Source organism: Micromonospora sp. ZG13 (assembly GCF_059359355.1).
In genome coordinates this window covers 652901-668423 of sequence record NZ_JCADBQ010000001.1, presented here as the reverse complement: position 1 = coordinate 668423, position 15523 = coordinate 652901, and the positions used below count along the sequence as shown (strand labels likewise).

The window sequence follows — 15523 nt, the reverse complement described above, 5'->3', positions numbered from 1 at the left end:
CCGCCCCGCTCGGGCCGGCCCCGGTCGTCAGGTCATCAGGCTGGTGAGGAAGTCACCGAGGCCCTGCGCCATCGCCATCAGTCCCGCTCCGATCGCCTTGAACATCTCCGCCGCGCCCTCCGGCCGGAAGGCCATGAAGTAGATCAGGAACGCGACGCTCCCCCAGAGCAGAATCTTCTTCACGAGTACCGGCATCGTCCCTCCCCAGGGCCGGTGGTGCGGCTGGCTTCCCGGCCGGGAGCGACGCAAACGGCACCGACGCCCTCATCCGGGCGGGTGGGGAGGGGACGGGATCAGAGGTAGAGGCCGGTGGAGTCGTTCTCCACCCGCTCGGCGGCCACGGCGTGCACGTCGCGCTCGCGCAGCAGTACGTACCCGCGGCCGTGCAACTCGACCTCGGAGCGGTCGTCGGGGTCGAAGAGGACCCGGTCGCCCGAGACGATGGCGCGTACGTTCGGCCCCACCCCCACGGCGGTGGCCCAGGCCAGGCGCTTGCCCACGGCGGCGGTCGCCGGGATCACGATGCCGGCGGTCGAGCGTCGCTCACCCTCGCTGCCCTCCATCCGCACCAGCACGCGGTCGTGCAGCAGGCGGATCGGCAGCCCGGAGTCGAGATTCTGGTCGGCGGTCACGCCGGAAACGCTACCGTGTCCCGGTCGGTCGGCCGTGGGCGGTTACGCGCCGGGGGCCGGGGGCAATGTGTGGCGGACCTGCCCTACGGTGGCGTCGTCGGACGTATCCTGTCCGCCCATCGGCATGGGCGGGCCGGTTCTCTTGCCAGGAGGTGCGCTTGAGCCGCTTCGAGCAGATACGCGGACGGCTCCGTCGCGCGTACGAGTCGGGCCGGGAGTCGGCGCGCGCCCGCCGCGTGGACCCGGCCGACGTCCCCGAACCGGCCGGCGTGGCCTCGCCGACGTCCCCCGGACCGGCGGCTGCGCCGTCCGCGACCGTGGTCGGCGCCCCGCCGCCCGGTGCCATGCACAACTCCACCTCCAGCCGCGACGACGCGGACGTGCCGCACGCGTTGCGGATCGCCGCCGCGTGGTCCTGGCGGCTGATCGTGATCGGCGTCGTCGCCTGGGCGCTGTTGAAGATCGTCGGCACCGTCCGGATCGTGGTCATCCCGCTGGCCGTCGCACTGCTGCTCTCGGCGCTGCTCGCGCCGGCGGTCGGCTGGCTGCTGCGGGCCCGCTTCCCGCGGTCCATGGCGACGGCGGTGGTGCTGGTGGGCGGCCTGGCCGGGGTGATCGGCACGCTGACCCTGGTGGTGAACGAGTTCATCCAGGGCGTGCCGGAGCTGAGCAAGAAGTCCTCCGAGGGCGTCCGGCAGATCCAGGACTGGCTGAAGACCGGGCCGCTGCACCTCTCCGACGGCCAGCTCGACAACTACATCGACGAGGGCCAGAAGTGGATCAACAACAACACCGAGAGGTTCACCAGCGGCGCCCTCTCCACGGCCGCCACGCTGGCTGAGGTGCTGACCGGCACGCTGCTGGTGCTCTTCGCCACCTTCTTCTTCCTGCGCGACGGCAACAAGATCTGGCGCTTCCTGGTCCGGCTGCTGCCGGTCGCCGCCCGCTGGAAGGTCGACGACGCCGGGCGGGCGTCCTGGGCGACGCTGGTCGCCTACGTCCGGGCGACCGTGCTGGTCGCCTTCATCGACGCGGTCGGCATCGGCATCTTCCTCGTCATCTTCGACATCCCGTTCGCCTTCCCGCTCGCCGCCCTGGTCTTCCTCGGGGCGTTCATCCCGATCGTCGGAGCGACCCTGTCGGGCGTGGTCGCGGTCCTGGTCGCGCTGGTGGACAGCGGCCCGGTGACGGCGCTGATCATCCTCGGCGCCGTGATCGGGGTGCAGCAGGTGGAGGGACACCTCCTCCAGCCGCTGATCATGGGCCGGGCGGTGGCCATCCACCCGCTCGCGGTCATCATCGGCATCGCGGCCGGCGTGGTCCTCGCCGGGATCACCGGCGCGCTGGTGTCGGTGCCGCTGATCGCCGTGCTCAACACGGCCGTGCGCCGGCTCGCCGCCCGTACCGTCCCGGACACCCCGCCCGACGCCGTCGTCGTCGCCTCCCAGGCGCCCTGACCCCGCGCCCCGGGCGCGATCCGCACAACCGCCGAGAGGGCGGTCTCCCGAGCCGGGAGGCCGCCCTCTCGCCGTCGCAGGCCCGGGCCGACGAGGCGGGGAGGCCGCCCGCTCGCCGTCGCAGGCCCCGGCCGACGGGGCGGGTCGAGGCCGACGGGACGGGTCGCGCCGGTCAGGACCTGGCGAGGCGTTCGAGGGCGCCGCGGGCGACCTCCGGCCGGGTGGTGTACCAGAACGGCGGCAGCGACCGGCGCAGGAACGCCCCGTAGCCCCGGGCGGTCTCCAGGCGCGAGTCGAGCACCGCCACCACGCCCTTGTCGCCCGTCGACCGGATCAACCGACCCACACCCTGGGCCAGCCGGATCGCGGCGATCGGCACGCTGACCGCCGCGAAACCCGACCCGCCGCCGGCGTCCACCGCGGCGGCCCGCGCCGCCGCCAGCGGCTCGTCCGGCCGGGGGAAGGGCAGCCGGTCGATGACCACCAGCTGGCAGGAGTCGCCCGGCACGTCGACCCCCTGCCAGAGCGACATCACCCCGAACAGGCAGCTGGACTTCTCCTCCCGGAACCGGCGTACCAGCAGCGGCAGGGCCTCCTCGCCCTGGAGCAGGACGGGCAGGTCGGTCCGCGCGCGCAGCAGCTCCGCCGCCTGCTGCGCGGCCCGCCGGGAGGAGAAGAGGCCGAGCGTACGCCCGCCGAGCGCGGTGACCAGCGTCAGCAGTTCCTCGCCGGCCGCGTCGGGCAGCCCGGAGACGCTGGGTCGGGGCAGGTGCGCGGCGACGTACAGGATGCCCTGCCGGCCGTAGTCGAACGGCGAGCCGACGTCGAGGGAGCGCCAGCCCGGCCCCGAGGTCGCCGGTGCCCCCGCCGCGCCACCCTGTGCGGTGCCGTCCTGCGCCGTGCCGCCTTCGGACGGTCCGGTGCCTCGTGCCGGTGCGGCGGCGCCGGTGCGGCCGGCGGAACGGGCGGCCAGGGCGGCGGCGGCCGGGGACGGCGGGTCGGCCGGGGGCGCCTCCAGGCCCAGCGCCCGGGCCACCGTGTCGAACCGGCCGCCCAGCGTCAGCGTCGCCGAGGTGGCGACCACCGTGCGCTCGTCGTACAGGTGGGTGGCGAGCGTGCCGGCGACCGAGAGCGGCGCGACCACCAGCGCCCGGCGACCGGTGTTGTCGTTCTTCTCCACCCAGGCGACGTCGTGGTCGGCCTCCTCCAGCAGCCGCTGCGCGGTGGCGGAGAGCTCGTCGAGCACCGCCTTGGCCTGCTGCTTGCGCACCGGGTCCGGGTCGTCGGACTTGACCTCGCCGATCGCGTCGAGCGCCGCCCGGGTGGCCGCGTCCAGCAGGGTGCACGCCTCGCGCAGCACGGACGGCAGCCCCGAGGTGATCCGCCCGGCCGGCGCCTCGGCCAGCCCGACCGCCAGGGCGTCGCCGGCTGCGGTCAGCGACTCGGCGACGTCCGGCCGCAGCAGCGGGCGGGCCCGCTTCGCTGAGCGGTCGATCAGCTCCGGCACCAGCTCGGCCTGCGCCGCCGAGGAGACCCGGTCGGCCAGCTCGTGTGCCTCGTCGACGATGAGCAGCTTGTGCGGGGGCACGATGTGCCGGCCGGCGAGCATGTCCACCGCGAGCAGGCTGTGGTTGGTGACCACGATGTCGGCCTCCCGCGCGCGGGCCCGCGACGCCTCGGCGAAGCACTCCGCGCCAAACGGGCAGCGGGACGCGCCGACGCACTCCCGGGCCGGCATGGAGACCAGCCGCCAGGCCTGGTCGTCGACGCCCGGGTCCAGCTCGTCCCGGTCGCCGGTGTCGGTCTTCTCCGCCCAGTCGCGCAGCCGCTGGACCTGCTTGCCGAGCCGTCCAGCCTCGCCGAGCCACTTGGTGCCGCCGCCGGGGCGCGTGGCCGGGGCGTCGAAGAGCGTGTCCTCCGGCTCGTCCTCGGTGGAGTTGTCCAGCCGGGCCAGGCAGAGGTAGTGGTGCCGCCCCTTGAGCACCGCGAACGTGGGCCGCCGGCCGAGCACCGGCTCCACGGCGTCGGCGAGCCGGGGCAGGTCGTGATCGACCAGTTGGGACTGCAACGCCAGGGTGGCCGTGGAGACCACCACCGGCCCGTCCACGGTCAGCGCGGGCGTCAGGTAGGCCAGTGACTTGCCGGTGCCCGTGCCGGCCTGCACCAGCAGGTGCTCCCGCGCCTGCACGCACTCCTCGATGGCCGTCGCCATCTGCTGCTGGCCGGGCCGCGCCGCCCCGCCGGGCACCGCGCCGACCGCGGCGGCGAGCAGTTCCACCCCGCTCGGCCGGGCGCCCCGCCGTCGGCCTCCGGTGCGGGGCGAGGGGGCGGCGGAACCGGTGGCGAGGCGCGGAGTCACCGTGCGACGGTACCCGCCGTCCCCGACACCGGCCGCGCCGATCCGGACGTGGCGTCGTCACGGTACGGTCTCCCGCCGACCGCGTCCGGTTACTTCCGTACGGCGACCGATGGGCGGTATCGGTTAGGGTGCGACTCATGCCGAGCGACGTGGTCCGCGTGATCTACCGCAAGTACGACGGCAGCGCCCACCGTGACTACCCGGCCCGCCGCCTCGCCGAGGACGACCTCGGCGTCTGGCTCGGAGTGACCCAGGGCACGAGGTCCGTCTACCATGGCCGGCCGTCGGTGGAGCAGATCCCGTTCGTCCTCCTGGTGCCGCATCACGCCTGGTGGACCGGCATGTTCAACCCCCCGCCGCGCACCAGTGAGGTCTACTGCGACATCGCCAGCCCGGCCCGCTGGGAGAACGACGACACCGTCCACCTCATCGACCTCGACCTCGACGTGGTGCGTCGCCGGACCACCGGCGTGGTGGAGTTGCGCGACGAGGACGAGTTCGCCGAGCACCGGGCCCGCTTCGGCTACCCCGACGACGTGGTGACGCAGGCCGAGGCGGCGGCCCGGTGGCTCCTCGACGCACTGGGCGACGGCACCGAGCCGTTCGCCACGTCGTACCGCAAGTGGCTGGCCCTGGTGCTCTGACCGTCGGCGCGGCCGGCCTACCGGCGCGACCGACATCGGCGGCGGAACCGCCGGTGTCACCGGATCTGGCGGCGCGCGGCCCGCCGTGGCGGGGAACCGCCGGGTGTCACCAGCGCGGCGGCCAGCCGTCCTCCTCCGTCAGCGGCGGCAGGTCGCCCAGCTTCTCCGGATTCAGCTGGTGGAAGACCCCGGTCACGTGGCCCTCGTCCACCGCGAGGGCGGCCACCACCCGCAGCGGCCGGCCGTCCGAGTGCCGGGTCTCCAGGTGCAGGCCCTCGACGCCGTCGACGAGCACCCGACGGGCGCGCAGCGTCCCGCCGTAGCGTCCGGCACGCCCGAACAGGCCCAGCAGGAAGCGGGCCACCGCGTCGGCACCGAGCACCGGCCGCCGGGCCGCCGGGAAGTGGCCGCCGCTGTCACCGATGGCGACCACGTCCGGGGCGAGCACCCGTACCAGCGCGGCAAGGTCGCCCGACTCGACGGCGGTCACGAAGGCGGCGAGCACGTGACGCTGCTCGACCGCGTCGGCGGTGTGCCGGGGCGCGTCGGGCGCGTGCACCGCCCGGCGGGCCCGGGAGGCGAGCTGACGGGCGGCGGCGTCGGTCGTGCCGAGCACCTCGGCGATCTGGGAGAACGGCACGGCGAAGACGTCGTGCAGCACGAAGGCCACCCGCTGCTCCGGTGCGAGGCGTTCCAGCACCACCAGCAGGGCGGTGCCGACCTGATCGGCGCGGACCGCCCGCTCCGCGGGGTCGGGCGCGAAGCCGTCGGGACGCGGGCCCTGGTCGAGCGGCGTCACCACCGGCTCCGGCAGCCACTGGCCGGGGTACGCCTCCCGCCGTACCCGCGCCGAGCGGAGCACGTCCAGGCAGATCCGGGCGCAGGTGGTGGTCAGCCAGGCGCCGAGGTGCCGGATCTCGGCGCGGGCCGCCGGGTCGGCGAGCGCGCTGGCGTACCGCAGCCACGTCTCCTGCACGGCGTCCTCGGCCTCGCTGCGGCTGCCCAACATCCGGTGCGCCACGCCCAGCAGCCGCCCCCGCTCGGCCTCGAACTCCGTCACCATCTCCCGCACGCTGCCCCCGCTCCACTGCCGGGGCACGTACCGCCCCGCCCGCCCGCGATTCTCCCGCCCCGGCCCCCACACCCCAAGACTGCGGTCGATCACGCAGTCGTGGTGCCCCGCGTAGCGGGCTGACTAGGGGATTTCGCCCGCCGCGGGTGCGTGATCGCCGGCCCCAGGATCGCGGGCCGGGGCCGGGGTGCGGGCGGGGTTGGCGGGCGGGTGGGGCGGATGTGGGTGATGATCCGGGGATGCGAGGGGTTGAGATGCCAGGGGTTGAGGGGAGCGGCGTGGGCCGCGATGCCGTGGGTCGGGCCGATGCTGTCGTGGGGCCGGTCGGAGGGACGATGCGGGAGTTGCTCCGGGTGGCGCCCGGCGGGGCGGTCGATCTCGGGGCGGTCGATCCCCGGTCGACGCCCGGGCTGCCCGGGCAGGAGGTGACCGGCCCGCAGCGCAAGGAGTGGGCCCGTGGCCAGGTCACGCTGATCGGCGCGGAACTGGGCGGGCAGCAGGAGATGCTCTTCGCCGACGCCAAGGCCCGGCAGTCGGCTCGACCCGTCGGCGCGGCTGCCGGCGTGGACGGGTCGGCTGGCGGCGCCGAGGGGGCGGCTGCGGCCGGCGGCGCCGACCGGGCCGGTGCGACCGGCGGGCGTCGGGTGCTGCTGGTGCTCCAGGCGATGGACTGCGGTGGCAAGGACGGCACCATCAAGCGGGTGGCCGGCGCGATGAATCCGCTCGGCCTGCACGTGCGCTCGTTCGGTCCGCCCACGGCCGAGGAGTTGCAGCACGACTTCCTGTGGCGGATCCGACGGGCGCTGCCGCCGCCCGGGTACGTCGGTGTCTTCAACCGGTCGCACTACGAGGACGTCCTGGTGGCGCGCGTCGAGTCGCTGGTGCCCGAGCCGATCTGGCAGGCCAGGTACGACGAGATCAACGCCTTCGAGCGGGAGCAGGCCGACGCCGGGGTGACCATGGTGAAGGTGCTGCTGCACATCTCGTACGCGGAGCAGGGCCGGCGGCTGCTGGAGCGGCTGGACGAGCCGCGCAAGCACTGGAAGTACGATCCGTCGGACGTCGACGCCCGGGCCCGCTGGGACGACTACCAGGCCGCGTACGCCGAAGCCCTGAGCCGGTGCGGCACGGACGCCGCGCCCTGGTACGTGGTGCCGGCGGACCGCAAGTGGTACCGCGACTGGGCCGTCGCGCACCTGCTCCGCGAGACGTTCGACACCCTCGATCTCGGGTATCCGCCTGCCGGTTTCGACGTCCGGCGCGAACGGGAGCGGCTGCTGGGATCGGAGAGAACGTCGTAGGTGAACGGCGGGTGAACGACTGGTGAATGCGGTCTGACCAGGGGGAGGCCGCCGAATTCCCGCTTTCGTCGTTTCCTAGCATTCCCAGGCGGGCACCCTCCGGGCGGCCGCCACCCTTCCACCGACACGACGAGGTCCGTGCTGTGAAGTTTTCCTTCCGCCCGAACGAGGGCGCCTTCTACGAGCTCTTCACCAGGGCCGCACAGAACCTGGTGAAGGGCACCGAGCTGCTCAACGAGCTGGCCCTGCCGGGGGTGGAGGTGCAGTCGGTCAGCGAGCGGCTCACCGAGGTGGAGCACGACAGCGACCAGATCACCCACGAGCTGTACAAGAAGATCAACTCGACCTTCATCACGCCGTTCGACCGGGAGGACATCTACCGGCTCGGGTCGCTGCTGGACGACGTGATGGACCACCTCGAAGCGGTGGGGAACCTGCTCTATCTCTACGGCCTGACCAAGCTTCCCTCGCTGCCCCGCGAGATGCACGAGATGGTCAACGTCCTGGACGCCCAGGCGAAGCTGACCGCCGACGCGATGCCGCGCCTGAAGTCGATGAAGGACCTCGAGGACTACTGGATCGAGTGCAACCGGCTGGAGAACGACGGCGACCAGGTGTACCGGATGCTGCTGGTCCGCCTCTTCTCCGGCGAGTACGACGCCCTGACCGTGCTGAAGATGAAGGAGGTCGCCGACGAGCTGGAGGCCGCCTGCGACGCCTTCGAGCACGTGGCGAACACCGTCGAGACCATCGCGGTCAAGGAGTCCTGATCCTGTGAGTCCCGAACTCATCGCCGTGCTGGCGGTGATCGCGGTGGCCCTGGCGTTCGACTACACCAACGGCTTCCACGACGCTGCCAACGCGATCGCGACCAGCATCTCCACACGGGCGCTCACACCCCGGGTGGCCCTGGCCATGGCGGCGGTCGGCAACTTCATCGGCGCCCACTTCGGCGCCGAGGTGGCCAAGACCGTCGGCAGCGGCCTGGTGAAGCTGCCCACCGGCACAGCGAGCCTCGGCATCGTCTTCGCGGGCGTCATCGGCGCCATCGTCTGGAACCTGGTGACCTGGTACTTCGGCCTGCCGTCGTCCTCGTCGCACGCGCTGATCGGCGGCCTGGTCGGCTCGACCGTCGCCGCGTCCGGCACCGTGCTCTGGACCGGCATCGGGGAGAGCGTGATCATCCCGATGGTCCTCTCCCCGATGGTCGGCTTCCTGCTCGGCTACATCGTCATGATCGCCGTGCAGTGGATCTTCCGGAAGGGGCACCCGGGCCGGCTCAACCGGGGCTTCCGCTGGGCGCAGACCGCGTCCGCCGCCGCCATGTCCGTCGGCCACGGCATGCAGGACGCCGCCAAGACCATCGGCATCGTGGTACTCGCCCTCTACGTCGGCGGCTACCAGGACGACCCCAGCTTCATCCCCGAGTGGGCGTTCTGGACGTCGGCGGCCGTGCTGGCCGCCGGCACGTACGCCGGTGGCTGGCGGATCATCCGGACCCTGGGCCGGAAGATCATCGACCTCCGGCCGCCGGAGGGCTTCGCCGCCGAGACCGTGGCCAGCGGCGTGCTCTACTTCAACGCGCTGGTCCTCGGCGCGCCGATCTCGACGACCCACACGATCACCTCGGCGATCATGGGCGTCGGCGCCACCAAGCGGCTCTCCGCCGTCCGGTGGGGCGTGGCCGGCAACATCGTCGGCGCGTGGATCCTGACCTTCCCGGCCGCCGGTTCGATCGGCGCCCTGATGTACTTCCTGGTCCGGCCCCTGTTCAGCTGAGGTGCGGGAGAAGGGGCACCTCGTCGGCGAGGTGCCCCTTCCGCGTCAGGAGTAGTCGACGCCGATCTGGGCGCGGATCCCGTCGAGCAGCGCCATCACCTCCAGCGTGGTGGCGTGGGGGACCAGCGGGCTCTCCGGCAGGCCCTCGGCGAGGCACCGCTGGACCTCGGCGGCCTCGTACTGGTAGCCGCCGCCGACCAGCTCGTCGGTGATCGTCTCCGGCTCGGCGCCGGCCCGGTGCAGGGTCGCGGAGCCGGGGCGGAAGAACGGCTCGGGCAGGTCGATCCGGCCGGTGGTGCCGGTGATCGAGGCGTCCAGCGCGGTGGCCCCGACCATGCCGCAGCTCAGCGTGGCGACGGCGCCCGAGTCGTAGCCCAGGACGATGCCGGTGTTCTCGTCCACCCCCTCCGGGCTGAGCTTCGCCCAGGACCGGACGTGGTCGGGCACGCCGAGCAGCAGGTGGGCCAGGCTGACCGGGTAGACGCCGAGGTCGAGCAGGGCGCCGCCGCCGAGCGTGCGGGCCCGCATCCGGTGCTCCGGCGGGAACGGCCCGGCCACCCCGAAGTCGGCCCGCACGCCGGTCACCGTGCCGATCGCGCCGTCCGCGACCAGGTCACAGAGCCGGCGTACGAGCGGGTTGGTCCGCATCCACATGGCCTCCATGAGGAAGACCCCGGCCGCGCGGGCGGTGTCGACCAGCTCGACGCTGGTCGCCAGGTCGAGGGTGAACGGCTTCTCCAGCAGCACGGCCCGGCCGGCCGAGAGGCAGGTCATGGCCGCCTCGTGGTGCGCGGCGTGCGGGGTGGCGACGTAGACGACGTCCAGCTCGTCGTCCGCGGCGAGTTCCGCCCAGGAGGCGTACGCCCGCGGCACGCCGTGCCGGGCCGCGAACCGTTGCGCGCTCTCGGCGGTACGCGAGCCGACCGCCGCGAGTTCGGCGCCCGGCACCAGCCGCAGGTCCTCGGCGAAACGGGCGGCGATGTGGCCGGTGGCCAGGATGCCCCAACGAGTCATGTCGGCCACGCTAGCGAAGATCACCCGACGGCGGCGGGGGCGATCCACCCGTCGGGAACTAGGCTCGGCGCATGACGATCGACGCCGACGGCTTCCCCGCACCCCCGGCGCTCGTGGAGCACGCCCGCCGGTTCCGCGCCGAGGGCGGCACCCCGGCGGCGCCCCGGGTCGCGGCCACCGTGCTGCTGCTCCGCCCCGCCGGCGACGGCTTCGAGGTCTACCTGATCCGGCGGGTCGCCGCGATGGCGTTCGGCGGGATGTACGCCTTCCCCGGCGGCGGGGTCGACCCTTCGGACTCGCAGGCGCACCTGGACTGGGCCGGGCCGACGCCGGCCGGCTGGGGCGAGCGCCTGGGGCTGACCCCCGAGGCCGCCCAGGCGGTCGTCTGCGCCGCCGCCCGGGAGGTCTTCGAGGAGGCGGGGGTCCTGCTCGCCGGCCCCGACGCGCGGACCGTGGTCGGCGACGTGAGCGGTGACGACTGGGAGGCCGACCGGGTGGCGCTGGAGCAGCGCCGGGGCGGCTTCGCCGACCTGCTCGCCCGGCGCGGGCTCACCCTCCGGTCCGACCTGCTGCTGCCGTGGAGCCGGTGGATCACGCCGGAGTTCGAGCCGCGCCGCTTCGACACGTACTTCTTCGTGGCCCTGCTGCCGGAGGGGCAGCGGACCCGGGACGTCTCCGGCGAGGCCGACCACACCCTGTGGGCCCGCCCGGCGGACGCCCTGTCCCGGGCGGAGGCCGGCGAGCTGACCATGCTCCCGCCCACCCTGGTGAGCCTGTCCCAGGTGGCGGCCGGCGGCGACCTGGCCGGCGTCGCCCGCGCCGCGGCCACCCGGGACGCGGCCACCCCGGTCACCCCCCGGCTCGACGAGCCCGACGACGGCGAGCCCCGCTTCGTGCTGGCCTGACCCGCACCGTTTCGGATCTTGGCGAAAGGCGGCCCCCGGAAGGGCCGTCTTCCGCCAAGGTCTCCGCAGCGGCCGGTGCGAGCGCGGCGGGGAGGCCCTCTCGACGTGCGTCAGCCGAAGCGGCCGGTGATGTAGTCCTCGGTCTTCTTCACACCGGGGTTGCTGAAGATCTTCTGCGTGTTGTCGTACTCGATGAGGCGGCCCGGGTCGCCGGTCTTCTCGATCGAGAAGAAGGCGGTCCGGTCCGAGACGCGGGCGGCCTGCTGCATGTTGTGCGTGACGATGATGATCGTGAACTTGTCCTTGAGCTGGAACATCAGGTCCTCGATGGCCAGCGTGGAGATCGGGTCGAGCGCCGAGCAGGGCTCGTCCATCAGCACCACCTGCGGCTCGACGGCGATGGTCCGGGCGATGCAGAGCCGCTGCTGCTGACCGCCGGAGAGGCCGGCGCCGGGCTTGCCGAGCCGGTCCTTCACCTCGTCCCAGAGGTTGGCCGAGCGCAGCGCCTTCTCGGCCGCCTCCTCCAGGATCGACTTCCTGCGGACCCCGTTGAGCCGCAGCCCGGCCACCACGTTCTCGAAGATGCTCATGGTGGGGAACGGGTTCGGCCGCTGGAAGACCATGCCGATCATGCGCCGGACGGCGGTGACGTCCACGTCCCGGTCGTAGATGTCCTGGTCGTCGATGGTGAGGCTGCCCTCGACCCGGGCGCCGGGGAGCACCTCGTGCATCCGGTTGATCGACCGCAGGAAGGTCGACTTGCCGCAGCCGGACGGGCCGATCAGGGCGGTCACCGTCTTCGGCTCGACCGTCAGGTTGATGTTCTCGATCGCCTTGAAGGTGCCGTAGTAGGCGGTGACGTTCGAGGCTTCGATGCGCTTGGCCATGGTGGTGGTACCTCCGGGGTTCATCGGCCGAGCCGGTTGCGACGGGCCAGCAGCTTCGCCGCGACGGTCAGGATCAGCACGAGGGCGACCAGGGTGAGTGCCGCCGTCCACGCCCGCGCCGGCGCGTACCGGGACGCGTCACCGGCCTGCTGGTAGACGAAGAGGGCCAGCGACGACTGGTTGTTCTCGAACGGGTTGAAGTTGATCGCCGCGCCGCCGCCGGCGACGAGCAGCACCGGGGCGGTCTCGCCGGCCGCGCGGGCGATGGCGAGCATGACGCCGGTGACGATGCCCGGCAGCGCGGTCGGCAGCACGACCCGCAGGATGGTCTTCCACTTCGGCACGCCGAGGGCGTACGCCCCCTCGCGCAGCGGCGCCGGGACGAGACGCAGCATCTCCTCGGTGGAGCGGACCACGGTGGGCAGCATCAGCACGCTCAGGGCGAGCGCCGCGGCGAAGCCGGAGAAGCTGGGCCGCCCGTCGTTGAACCACGGCGAGACGATCAGCACCCAGAACGCCAGCACGAACAGGCCGGCGACGATCGACGGGACGCCCGTCATCACGTCCACGAAGAACCGGATGGTGAAGGCGAACCGGCCCCGGCCGTACTCGACGATGTAGATCGCGCAGAGGATGCCGAGCGGGACGGTGATCAGGGCGGCGATGCCGACCTGCTGGAGCGTGCCGACGATCGCGTGGTACGCGCCGCCGTTCGGGTCCCGCGCGCCGATGTTGTTCATGGAGGTGAGAAAGAAGTCGGCGTCCAGCCGCTCGGCGCCCTTGCTGACCAGGGTCCAGACCACCGAGGCCAGCGGCAGGACGGCCAGTACGAACGCCGAGTGGATCAGCGCGCTCCAGGTGCGGTTGCGGGCCGACCGCCGCCCCTCGACCTTGTTGGCGGCGGCGAACAGGCCGGCCAGGTAGAGCAGCGCGCCGAGCACCACGACCAGCACGGGACCGCCGGTGCCGGTGCCGTACACGAACGCGGCGGCGACCAGCAGGGCGGCTGCCGCGATGGCCGGCGCGGCGTACTTCGGCAGCCGCCGGGCCTTGAGGGTGGGCGGCTGCGCGGGCGGACGGGTCCGGTGCGACGGGACAGTAGTGGTCATGCGGCCGACTCCGTGAACTCCCGGCGGCGGTGGATGATCGCCCGTGCCGTGATGTTGACGATCAGCGTGATGGCGAAGAGCACGAGACCCGAGGCGATCAGCGCGCCCCGACCCGTGTCGTTCGCCTCGCCGAACGTGTTGGCGATGTTGGCGGCGATGGTGTTGCCGCCGCTCTCGATCAGGTTGAACGAGATGTTGAAGGTGATGCCGAGGGTCATCGCCAGGGCGATGGTCTCGCCGAGCGCCCGGCCCAGGCCGAGCATCACCGCGGCGACGATGCCGGGCCGGCCGTACGGCAGCACGGCGGTGCGGATCATCTCCCAGCGGGTGGCGCCGAGGGCGAGGGCGGCCTCCTCGTTGGCGGTCGGGGTCTGCATGAACACCTCGCGGGAGAGCGAGGTGATGATCGGCAGCACCATGATCGCCAGGACCAGCGCGCCCAGCATGATGGACTTCCCGAAGGGGCCGTCGCCGCCGAAGATCGGGATCCAGCCGAAGTACGTGTTCAGCCAGGCGGAGAAGTCCCGCACCGGGTTGATGAAGACGTCGCGGCCCCAGAGGCCGAAGACGACGCTCGGCACCGCGGCCAGCAGGTCGATCAGGAAGCCCAGCGTGGTGCCGAGCCGGCGCGGCGCGTAGTGGGACAGGTAGAGCGCGATGCCCAGGGCCACCGGGACCGCGATGAGCAGGGCCAGCGCGGAACTGAGCACGGTGCCGAAGGCGAGCGCCCCGATGCCGAACTTCGGGTCCGCGTCGTTGGGGAACCAGCCCTCGAAGGTCCAGAAGCTCTCGGTGTTGGCCCGCAGCGCCGGTACCGCCTTGGCGACCAGGAAGACCGCGATCGCCGCGATGACGACGAGGACGGCGGTGCCGGCGCCCAGGGTGAGGGCGCGGAAGGCCCGTTCGGCGCCGAACGCGCGGGCCCGGGGCAGCGCGCCGCCGCCGCCCAACCCGGCTCCGCCCGGCGTACGGGTGCTGACTGGTGCCTCGGCCGAACGCGCCGAGGCACCGGCGGGCCGGTCGTGACCTTCGGTCACGCTGGTCCCGCCGGTGCCGGCGTGGGCCGAGCGGTGAGGGGTTTCACCCATCTGCTCGCTCGCTTCGAGTTGAGGTGGTGGTGGCGGTGTCGGGGCGGCCGGCTCAGGCGAGGTTCTTGACCGCGGCCTCGACCTTGGCGCGGACCGACTCGGGCAGCGGGGCGTAGCCGAGCTCGGTCAGGTCGGCCTGGCCCGCGGTGCTCGCGGCGTGGCCGAGGAAGCCCTTGACCAGCGGGAGCTTGTCGGCGGCGAGGCCCTTGGAGCAGACGATCTCGTAGGTCACCAGGACGATCGGGTAGGCCCCGGCCTCCTTGGTGTTGTAGTCGATCTTCATCTTCAGGTCGTCGCCCTGGCCGACCACCTCGGCGCCGGCGATGGTCTTGCCGGCGGACTCGGCGGTCAGCTCGGCGAACTCGCCCGCGCCGTTGCCGACCTTGGCGGTCTTCAGGCCGCCGTTCTCGGCGTACGACCACTCGACGTAGCCGATGGTGCCGTCCTGGTTCTTGATGGCGCTGGCCACGCCGTCGGACTTCGCCGCGCCGGTGCCGCCCGGGGCCTTCCACTCCTTGGCCTTGCCGAAGGTCCAGTCGGCCGCGGCGGTCTTGGTCAGGAAGTCGGTGAAGTTGTCGGTGGTGCCGGACGAGTCCGAGCGGTGCACCGCGTTGATGGCGGTCGACGGCAGCTTGGCGTCGGGGTTGTCCGCCTTGATCGCCGGGTCGTCCCACTTGGTCACCTTGCCGGCGAAGATCTTCGCCAGGGTGGCCGGCTTGAGCTGGAGGTTGTCCACGCCGTTGACGTTGTACGCGATGGCGACCGGGCCGATCACCATCGGCAGGTTGATGGCCGCGCCGCCGACGCACTTGGCGTTGGCCTGCGGCTGCTCCTCCTCCTTGAGGGCGGAGTCGGAGCCGGCGAAGTCGGCGGTGCCGGCGATGAAGGCCTGGATGCCGGCGCCCGAGCCGGACGGCTCATAGTTGATCTTGGCACCGGAGCACTTCTGCTGGTACGCCTTGATCCACTCGTCCATCGCGTTCTTCTGCGCCGACGAGCCCTGGGCGTTCAGCGTGCCGGTGGCGCAGTCGGCGGCGGCGGCCGACCCGGAGGCGGAGGCGCTGCTCGCGGGCTCGTTGTTGTCCGAGCCGCATGCGCTGAGAGCGAGCGTCGCGGTAAGAGCGAGGCAGGCGAGAGTGCCGTGCCGCTGGAGCTTCACCTGAGGGGTTTCCCTTCACGTCTGACTTCGCACCCGGATTGGGGCCCGGGGTGCCGGCGCTGACCGGCTGATCCAAAAGTTAGGAGCGCCAGGTAGCCGGTTCGCCGGTCGGAAGTG

At 72.8% G+C, this 15523-nt stretch carries 14 protein-coding genes and 2 pseudogenes; 6 read left to right on the top strand and 10 right to left on the bottom strand.

Features of this window, described 5'->3' with window-relative positions; genetic code table 11:
* Positions 1–27 precede the first annotated feature (27 nt).
* Together AC5L34_RS03245 and AC5L34_RS03240 are read right to left on the bottom strand one after the other, a co-directional pair.
* Positions 28–195, bottom strand: coding sequence for a hypothetical protein (locus tag AC5L34_RS03245; protein WP_165947924.1), 168 nt, complete (start codon positions 193–195; stop codon positions 28–30).
* Between the two features lie 98 nt (positions 196–293).
* The gene (locus AC5L34_RS03240) at positions 294–632 is read right to left on the bottom strand and encodes a GroES family chaperonin (protein WP_088998164.1); all 339 of its coding nucleotides are present in this window, start codon (positions 630–632) and stop codon (positions 294–296) included.
* Between the two features lie 158 nt (positions 633–790).
* Between AC5L34_RS03240 and AC5L34_RS03235 the strand changes: the two genes are divergently transcribed.
* Positions 791–2089 carry an AI-2E family transporter gene (locus tag AC5L34_RS03235; protein ID WP_494823757.1) on the top strand — a complete coding sequence of 433 codons (1299 nt, stop codon included), beginning with the start codon at positions 791–793 and terminating at the stop codon, positions 2087–2089.
* A 172-nt stretch (positions 2090–2261) separates the two neighbouring features.
* Here the strand turns inward: AC5L34_RS03235 and AC5L34_RS03230 are convergent.
* A pseudogene (locus AC5L34_RS03230) lies at positions 2262–2957 on the bottom strand (ATP-dependent DNA helicase); the annotation flags it as partial.
* Between the two features lie 138 nt (positions 2958–3095).
* Positions 3096–4519 (bottom strand): annotated as a pseudogene (locus AC5L34_RS03225) (ATP-dependent DNA helicase); the annotation flags it as partial.
* Positions 4520–4585: 66 nt separating this feature from the next.
* On the opposite strand from AC5L34_RS03225, the gene AC5L34_RS03220 reads away from it, so the two are divergent.
* Positions 4586–5092, top strand: coding sequence for a DUF402 domain-containing protein (locus tag AC5L34_RS03220; protein WP_441176150.1), 507 nt, complete (start codon positions 4586–4588; stop codon positions 5090–5092).
* Between the two features lie 106 nt (positions 5093–5198).
* Here the strand turns inward: AC5L34_RS03220 and sigJ are convergent, their stop codons facing one another.
* The gene (gene sigJ / locus AC5L34_RS03215) at positions 5199–6155 is read right to left on the bottom strand and encodes an RNA polymerase sigma factor SigJ (RefSeq protein WP_441176149.1); all 957 of its coding nucleotides are present in this window, start codon (positions 6153–6155) and stop codon (positions 5199–5201) included.
* A 344-nt stretch (positions 6156–6499) separates the two neighbouring features.
* Here sigJ and AC5L34_RS03210 point away from each other — a divergent pair, with 344 nt between their 5' ends.
* The 3 genes from AC5L34_RS03210 to AC5L34_RS03200 all read left to right on the top strand — a co-directional run bounded on the left by AC5L34_RS03210 (position 6500) and on the right by AC5L34_RS03200 (position 9244).
* Complete coding sequence (locus AC5L34_RS03210; protein WP_494823756.1) at positions 6500–7465, top strand: PPK2 family polyphosphate kinase; 966 nt, start codon at positions 6500–6502, stop codon at positions 7463–7465.
* A gap of 143 nt (positions 7466–7608) precedes the next feature.
* Complete coding sequence (locus AC5L34_RS03205; RefSeq protein WP_088998168.1) at positions 7609–8235, top strand: DUF47 domain-containing protein; 627 nt, start codon at positions 7609–7611, stop codon at positions 8233–8235.
* 4 nt (positions 8236–8239) lie between these two features.
* Positions 8240–9244 carry an inorganic phosphate transporter gene (locus AC5L34_RS03200; protein WP_088998169.1) on the top strand — a complete coding sequence of 335 codons (1005 nt, stop codon included), beginning with the start codon at positions 8240–8242 and terminating at the stop codon, positions 9242–9244.
* Positions 9245–9289: 45 nt separating this feature from the next.
* Here AC5L34_RS03200 and AC5L34_RS03195 read toward each other — a convergent pair whose 3' ends face one another.
* Positions 9290–10258, bottom strand: coding sequence for a Gfo/Idh/MocA family protein (locus AC5L34_RS03195; protein WP_441176147.1), 969 nt, complete (start codon positions 10256–10258; stop codon positions 9290–9292).
* A 71-nt stretch (positions 10259–10329) separates the two neighbouring features.
* On the opposite strand from AC5L34_RS03195, the gene AC5L34_RS03190 reads away from it, so the two are divergent.
* Positions 10330–11163, top strand: coding sequence for an NUDIX hydrolase (locus AC5L34_RS03190; protein ID WP_441176146.1), 834 nt, complete (start codon positions 10330–10332; stop codon positions 11161–11163).
* Between the two features lie 110 nt (positions 11164–11273).
* Here the strand turns inward: AC5L34_RS03190 and pstB are convergent, their stop codons facing one another.
* Genes pstB through pstS form a run of 4 tightly spaced genes read right to left on the bottom strand, consistent with a single transcriptional unit; the run spans position 11274 to position 15406 of the window.
* Positions 11274–12050 (bottom strand): phosphate ABC transporter ATP-binding protein PstB, encoded by a 777-nt coding sequence (gene pstB / locus AC5L34_RS03185; RefSeq protein ID WP_494823755.1) that lies wholly within the window; start codon positions 12048–12050, stop codon positions 11274–11276.
* A 20-nt stretch (positions 12051–12070) separates the two neighbouring features.
* Positions 12071–13159, bottom strand: coding sequence for a phosphate ABC transporter permease PstA (gene pstA, locus AC5L34_RS03180; protein WP_441176144.1), 1089 nt, complete (start codon positions 13157–13159; stop codon positions 12071–12073).
* A complete protein-coding gene (gene pstC / locus AC5L34_RS03175) occupies positions 13156–14247 on the bottom strand; it encodes a phosphate ABC transporter permease subunit PstC (protein WP_441176143.1) in 1092 nt (363 codons plus the stop codon). The genes pstA and pstC overlap by 4 nt, the downstream gene beginning before the upstream one ends.
* A 52-nt stretch (positions 14248–14299) precedes the next feature.
* Positions 14300–15406, bottom strand: coding sequence for a phosphate ABC transporter substrate-binding protein PstS (gene pstS, locus AC5L34_RS03170; RefSeq protein ID WP_357713442.1), 1107 nt, complete (start codon positions 15404–15406; stop codon positions 14300–14302).
* Positions 15407–15523 lie beyond the last annotated feature (117 nt).

What these genes read in the sequence shown, in the direction of transcription:
- sigJ (WP_441176149.1), bottom strand. Translation starts at nt 6,155, where the DNA reads ATGGTGACGGAGTTCGAGGCCGAGCGGGGGCGGCTGCTGGGCGTGGCG.
- AC5L34_RS03190 (WP_441176146.1), top strand. Translation starts at nt 10,330, where the DNA reads ATGACGATCGACGCCGACGGCTTCCCCGCACCCCCGGCGCTCGTGGAG.
- AC5L34_RS03210 (WP_494823756.1), top strand. Translation starts at nt 6,500, where the DNA reads ATGCGGGAGTTGCTCCGGGTGGCGCCCGGCGGGGCGGTCGATCTCGGG.
- AC5L34_RS03195 (WP_441176147.1), bottom strand. Translation starts at nt 10,258, where the DNA reads ATGACTCGTTGGGGCATCCTGGCCACCGGCCACATCGCCGCCCGTTTC.
- pstA (WP_441176144.1), bottom strand. Translation starts at nt 13,159, where the DNA reads ATGACCACTACTGTCCCGTCGCACCGGACCCGTCCGCCCGCGCAGCCG.
- pstC (WP_441176143.1), bottom strand. Translation starts at nt 14,247, where the DNA reads ATGGGTGAAACCCCTCACCGCTCGGCCCACGCCGGCACCGGCGGGACC.
- AC5L34_RS03245 (WP_165947924.1), bottom strand. Translation starts at nt 195, where the DNA reads ATGCCGGTACTCGTGAAGAAGATTCTGCTCTGGGGGAGCGTCGCGTTC.
- pstB (WP_494823755.1), bottom strand. Translation starts at nt 12,050, where the DNA reads ATGGCCAAGCGCATCGAAGCCTCGAACGTCACCGCCTACTACGGCACC.
- AC5L34_RS03220 (WP_441176150.1), top strand. Translation starts at nt 4,586, where the DNA reads ATGCCGAGCGACGTGGTCCGCGTGATCTACCGCAAGTACGACGGCAGC.